At 55.3% G+C, this 5,068-nt stretch carries 5 protein-coding genes and 3 pseudogenes; 5 read left to right on the top strand and 3 right to left on the bottom strand.

What is annotated here, in order from left to right:
* The 3 genes and pseudogenes from ASC97_RS34365 to tnpC all read left to right on the top strand — a co-directional run.
* Positions 1-277, top strand: a pseudogene (locus ASC97_RS34365) (hypothetical protein); the annotation flags it as partial.
* A 1-nt stretch (position 278) separates the two neighbouring features.
* A pseudogene (locus ASC97_RS34360) lies at positions 279-482 on the top strand (hypothetical protein); the annotation flags it as partial.
* 125 nt (positions 483-607) lie between these two features.
* A complete protein-coding gene (tnpC, locus tag ASC97_RS28160; protein ID WP_274534184.1) occupies positions 608-1,729 on the top strand; it encodes an IS66 family transposase in 1,122 nt (373 codons plus the stop codon).
* A 219-nt stretch (positions 1,730-1,948) separates the two neighbouring features.
* Here the strand turns inward: tnpC and ASC97_RS28155 are convergent, their stop codons facing one another.
* Entirely contained in the window at positions 1,949-2,734 is a 786-nt protein-coding gene (locus ASC97_RS28155; protein WP_200959558.1) for an SDR family NAD(P)-dependent oxidoreductase, read from the bottom strand.
* A gap of 32 nt (positions 2,735-2,766) precedes the next feature.
* Positions 2,767-3,549: an alpha/beta hydrolase family protein gene (locus tag ASC97_RS28150; RefSeq protein WP_057471636.1), complete on the bottom strand. Its 783-nt coding sequence runs from the start codon at positions 3,547-3,549 to the stop codon at positions 2,767-2,769.
* Between the two features lie 212 nt (positions 3,550-3,761).
* On the opposite strand from ASC97_RS28150, the gene ASC97_RS28145 reads away from it, so the two are divergent.
* Together ASC97_RS28145 and ASC97_RS28140 are read left to right on the top strand one after the other, a co-directional pair.
* Positions 3,762-4,130, top strand: a complete 369-nt coding sequence (locus tag ASC97_RS28145; protein WP_057471635.1) for a hypothetical protein — start codon at positions 3,762-3,764, stop codon at positions 4,128-4,130.
* A 32-nt stretch (positions 4,131-4,162) separates the two neighbouring features.
* Positions 4,163-4,915 (top strand): IS6 family transposase, encoded by a 753-nt coding sequence (locus tag ASC97_RS28140; protein WP_057471639.1) that lies wholly within the window; start codon positions 4,163-4,165, stop codon positions 4,913-4,915.
* A gap of 56 nt (positions 4,916-4,971) precedes the next feature.
* On the opposite strand, the pseudogene ASC97_RS35845 reads toward ASC97_RS28140, so the two are convergent.
* A pseudogene (locus tag ASC97_RS35845) lies at positions 4,972-5,068 on the bottom strand (FtsX-like permease family protein); the annotation flags it as partial.

The following is a 5,068-nucleotide window of genomic DNA, read 5'->3' as shown; positions in this document are numbered from 1 at the left end:
GATGCGGCTTCGGCACATCGAACAGGCCTGGGAGGGCATCAGACATCGGCAAGAYCTGAACGTCTACCTTCGCGACGTCGCGGTTCATGTGCCGAGGATGCGGCAWCTCCTTTGGAGCGGGTATGTCAGGGAGGCGACCAGAACGGTAAAGCATCTGCTCGCCCAATTGGACCAGTATCCCGGTTTGCGCGACACCAGCAACAAGCTTAGGCGCCTATATGAGCTGATCACCAATCTTCGCACCTATCTGGTCCAGAACAAGACTTCGATTGTCAACNCCGGTTTGCGCGACACCAGCAACAAGCTTAGGCGCCTATATGAGCTGATCACCAATCTTCGCACCTATCTGGTCCAGAACAAGACTTCGATTGTCAACWRCTGCCAGCGATATTGGTCAGGCAAGCCCATATCCAGTTCCCCCGCTGAAAGCGCAGCAAACAGTCTCGTYAATGCCCGCATGAATAAGAAGCGACAGATGCGTTNNNNTCATCGGGTCCTGCAGGTTCGAGCCGCCGTCGCCGACGGCCGTCTCAAAAATGCAAAGCTCGACCTGGCAGCGTGACCCCCGGCTTTTTCCCGCTCTCAGCTTAAGTGCCGGGCTAAATTTTTGAAAGTGTTGGGGCGGAATCTCACGGTTAAATGCAAACCGACAACGCCCGTCGTTATCGCACCGATTTTGACGCAGCCCCTGCCGGGCAGTATCGCTACCGCCTCGACGTTAGCCTTCGCGCTCGTCCATAAATACGTCGACGGCACACCGCTCTACCGCGTGGCTCAGACATTCGAGCGTGCTGGTGTTCCGATCAGCCGTGGCGCTCTCGCTCACTGGGTGATCGGCTCAAGCGAGAAGCATCTGCACCGCATCTATGATGCGCTGAAACTGCAGCTTCAGTCGCAGCCTCTCATTCATGGTGATGAGACCACGGTTCAGGTCCTGAAGGAAAAGGACAAGGAAGCGACCAGCACATCGTACATGTGGGCTTATCGGAGCGGCGAGGACAGTGACCAGCCGATCGTGCTTCTCGATTATCAGCCCGGCCGCGGCCAGATCCACCCGCAGGCCTTCCTTGGCGACTACCGCGGCATCTTGATGAGCGATGGCTACACCGCCTGGCGCACCTTGAATGGTGCAACCCATGTGGGATGCATGGCCCATTCCAGGCGGCGCTTCGTCGAAGCCCTCAAAACCAGGAAGAATGGAGGCGGCCCGCCGGAACAGGCACTCCGGTTCTTCGAGCAGCTCTACCGGATCGAAAAGCAGGCAAGAGACAAAACCCCAGATGCTGGGGAAACGAAGGTCGACTGCATTCGCCGTTTCCGCCAACAGCATAGCTTGCCTGTCCTGAATGCCCTAAAGACGTGGCTCGACAACATCGCGCCGAAGATCGTGCCGGATACCAAGCTCGGCGATGCCGTGTCCTACACCCTGAACCAATGGGATTACCTGACGCGTTACACCAACGACGGCAGGATGCCGATCGATAACAACATTCTGGAACGCGAGATCAGAGTTTTTGCCACCGGCAGGAAATCGTGGCTGTTCAGCGATACCGTCGACGGAGCCAAGGCCAGCGCCGTGATCTACAGTCTCATGCTGACTTGCCGTGCCTGTGGCGTCGACCCGCTCGCCTGGCTACGCCACGTGCTCACTGAGTTGCCGCAGCGCAAAGAAGCGGCCGAAATCGGCGACCTTTTGCCGTTCAACTACTCCAAGACAAATGCCCAATAAAGCTGGGTACCGCTAGCATCCGTGCGTGATTACCCCTGAAGAAGCCGTCAAGGCGCATCGAAAATCGCGCTTACGCTCAATTTGGCCGGTTGGGGAAAAGGAGCGTGTCGCAGAAATCCTCGCAAAATGCCGACCTTTGCGAGAGATTCTTGCGATAGTGATTGTTCCCAAAGATCAACGGAGCCGGTTTTGCTACAAAAACTCAGGATTTTTGCGGCATTACGCCATGTAACCGCCATCAAGAACTAGCGGACTTCCGAGCATGAAGGATGCCGCATCCGAGCAAAGCCAGAGAACGCCGCCTGCGACTTCAGCAGACGTTCCAAGCCGACCAATCGGCTCTTGCGCCATGATCTGAGCGCCAATTTCCTTGTTCTTTTTTATCCAATTCTCGACAGGCGGCGTGCCGATCCAGCCAGGGCAAATTGCTGTAATACGAACGCCATCTTTGGCATGCTCAAGTGCCGCGCTCCGTGTCAAGCCCAACACTCCGTGCTTGGCTGCGGCATATGCGGCCCCTCCCGGAAGCGGATAACCTCGCAGTCCATCGACAGATGAATTATTGACGATGACACCGCGCCCGGCTTTGAGCATGGCGGGCAACTGATAGCGCATGCACAAAAAAACGGACGTAAGATAACCGTTGATTGTCTTACCCCATGCATCTTCGCTCATGCTCGCTATCGGAGACATCTTTCCTCCGCTGCCAGCATTGTTAAAGGCGTAATCAATCGGTCCATGCTCTTTCAGTATTGAGGATACCAGCCTATCGACATCACGACCGTCTGTCACATCGCACTGCATCCATCTTCCACGGCCATCGTCCGAGAGCATTGCCAAAGCCTGGTTTGCTCGCTTTTCATTGCGGCTAGCGATGATGACGGTCGCCCCCTCATGAGCAAATGCTTGGGCTGTCGCCAGACCAATTCCAGTGCTGCCGCCCGTCACAAGAGCAATCTTGCCGCTCATTTCGGGATATCTTCTTGGTGACAGGTCGTGTTCCAAAAATGGTCTCCTTTTCGGTGAAATTGTCGGGCCTACAATGCAGAGGTTTTGGGGTCATGCGGCATGTCAATGTCGCTAAGGTACTGATCGAGATGCCGTTCCCACAATGCTGGCTTGAATAGTAAGGCGTGGCCCATCTGGGCGGCAACGAAGTTTCCCTTACCTCCCGCGGACAGGTAGGTTTCGAAATTTGCTCTGCAGTGCTCTATCGAATAGTACAGATCACGAATGCCATGTAGCCAAAGCGTCGGAGCTTCGGCGGGCGCGCCGCGTTCGAAGAGGGATGGGTTGACGATTTCATGGCAGGGGCAACCTCTGCCGAGCCAGCCACCGTTGAAATTAATAGCGCCGCGAAACGTATTCGGCCGCATACCGGCATATGCTACCGACAGGATGCCGCCGCGCGAGACACCCCCGATGACAAGCCGATCTTGATCCACATCGGATCGTTCCCGCAAATGGCGAACAACAGCATCCACATCCTCGACGGCCCGCTCGAAACCCGCAACCGCAATTTCGACATTGCAGGAGTAGCCGGAACCGTCTGGAGCTAGACCTTCCCCATAGCCCCCGCCTGACTTCCCTCTTCCCCGGCGCTGCGGAAAGAGGATCATCCAGCCTTTCTCAACAAAATAGTTTGCTGCGGCGGCCGGGCATACCGTCCTTGAATAGAGGGACTTATTATCGCCCCTTCCGGTAGAGCCATGATTGAAAACCACCGTCGGATGCGGCCCATCCGACTGAGGTTTGGCTAGGACGACTTCTAATCGCGCGTCCGCTTGGCCGGAGGGTATGAAAGACTTCTCAAACTTCATTGACGCTCGCGCTCGATTCTCTGTCGCAAAAATCCCAATTTTTGTTCGGGTTTTGCGCCTGAATTTTGTTGCGTCGGAGAATAGGGACTTCTGCGACAACCGCAACGTTCAGTGTTAAGCGCACGACGACGATCTCATCATCCGTAGACTGACACCTTGCGCGACATTCGAATTGATCGCCGTCTTTCCTTGTTTGAAACAAGGAGAATGTCATGACAATTAGCCGGTATCGCTACTTCTACACCTGTGCCTTCTCGAAATTCGAGAGCCATCTCGTGGCCTTTGTCGATGAGATGGTCGAACTCGACCACGCAGAGAGCACGGTCAAACTCTACCTGAGCTGTATCAATGATGTTGCCAAGGCAATGCATATTGCCGGGATTGCGGCAGACGATCTGGATCAAGCGCGAGCCGCCGAACTCGTCTTGGCCATGGGGTGGATAGAGTCCCGAGAGACCTATGCAAATTTTATGATGAAGCGCTTTGTCAGCTTTCTTGCGGAGCGTGGCGCGACTAGGGAGCATCCGGCGGGCGTGTCGCAAAGTTTCTCTGTTAACGCGGATTTGAGATCTGGATGGTGAAACGGTGCTCCAATTTGTTGGAGCGCCGGATCATGATTCTCAACACCATTGCCGAAAAGCTGAAACGCCAGTCGAAGGACGATTTCAAGGGACGTCAGTTTGAAGCGTGGCTGATCATTCAGGCGGTTTCCTGGTATTTGCGCTATCCCCTGAGCTACCGCAATCTGGAAGAAATGTTCAGGGAACGCGGCTTCGAGGTGGATCATAGCAGCATCAATCGTTGGGTTTTGGCCTATGCCCCGATGATCGAGAAGCGGTTGCGCCGGTTCCGGAAGCCACATTGTGGTTCGATCCGCGTCGATGAAACATACGTAAAAATTCGGGGTCAATGGCGCTATCTGTATCGGGCCATCGATAAGCACGGCAATCCGGTGGATTTCCTGCTCACCGCAAAGCGCGACCTCGACGCTGCCAAGCGCTTCTTCCGCAAGATGCTGAAGGATGAGCCTTTGCTTTCGCCCGGCAAGATCGGCACCGACGGCGCCAATACCTTTCCTTCCACGATCAAAACATCGGTCGAAGAGGGGCTGCTCCATCCCGATCCCGTGCATTATGTCACCAAGCATCTCCAGCAAGGCATCGAAAGCGACCATTTCCGGGTCAAGAAGAACATGCCGAAAGTCGGCGGGTTCCGGTCATTCAACACGGCCCGACGAACAATCGCGGGCTTCGAAGCCATGCTGTGGTTACGGAAGGGATTCGGCTTTTCTGGCGGCTGGTCGGTCAACGACCAGAACGATCTGCTTGCCCGCCTGTTCGGACTTCAAAAAGTCAACAAGGTGTGAAAAGGAGGCCGTTCACGGGATAATTGCGGCCCCCGAAAATCTTTGCAACACGCCCAGGTTGCGCTGAGATCCATCTTGGCTGGCAGTGTGTTCAGGAAATATAGCTTCGGATCGAATATAGTTGTGCCGGACAGCCACGAAAAGAATTGCCGG

The organism is Rhizobium sp. Root1203 (genome assembly GCF_001424945.1).
GTDB lineage: Bacteria > Pseudomonadota > Alphaproteobacteria > Rhizobiales > Rhizobiaceae > Rhizobium.
This window is presented reverse-complemented; position numbering and strand designations above follow the sequence as displayed.